1 protein-coding gene is annotated in these 248 nt (G+C 62.5%); it reads left to right on the forward strand.

Annotated elements, in window-relative coordinates; translation table 11 throughout:
- Window positions 1-55 precede the first annotated feature (55 nt).
- Window positions 56-248 (forward strand): hypothetical protein (locus J5M56_RS26080; protein ID WP_207938201.1); only part of this gene is annotated, 193 nt, incomplete at its 3' end.

Below are 248 nucleotides of genomic sequence, written 5' to 3' on the forward strand. Positions count from 1 at the left end.
GACTACCCCTGCGCCATTGGCTCAGCCTTCGGTCTGATGGCTGAATGCCGGCCCTATGGGGTTCAATCTGAGCCTTTTAGCGCCTGTGAGATCGAGCGCCGCCCGCCCGGCGCATCGCGAGCTGCGCCCCACCGAAGAGCTAACGCCGAGCCCCAGCACTAGCCCCTATGTGGGCGGGTTCACCCATGAATGCGCTGATGACTTCACCATCGCCTTCGCGGGTAAATCCCCACAGTTGCAAGCTTGCT

This window comes from Pseudomonas sp. 51_B (genome assembly GCF_017491595.1).
GTDB lineage: Bacteria > Pseudomonadota > Gammaproteobacteria > Pseudomonadales > Pseudomonadaceae > Aquipseudomonas > Aquipseudomonas promysalinigenes.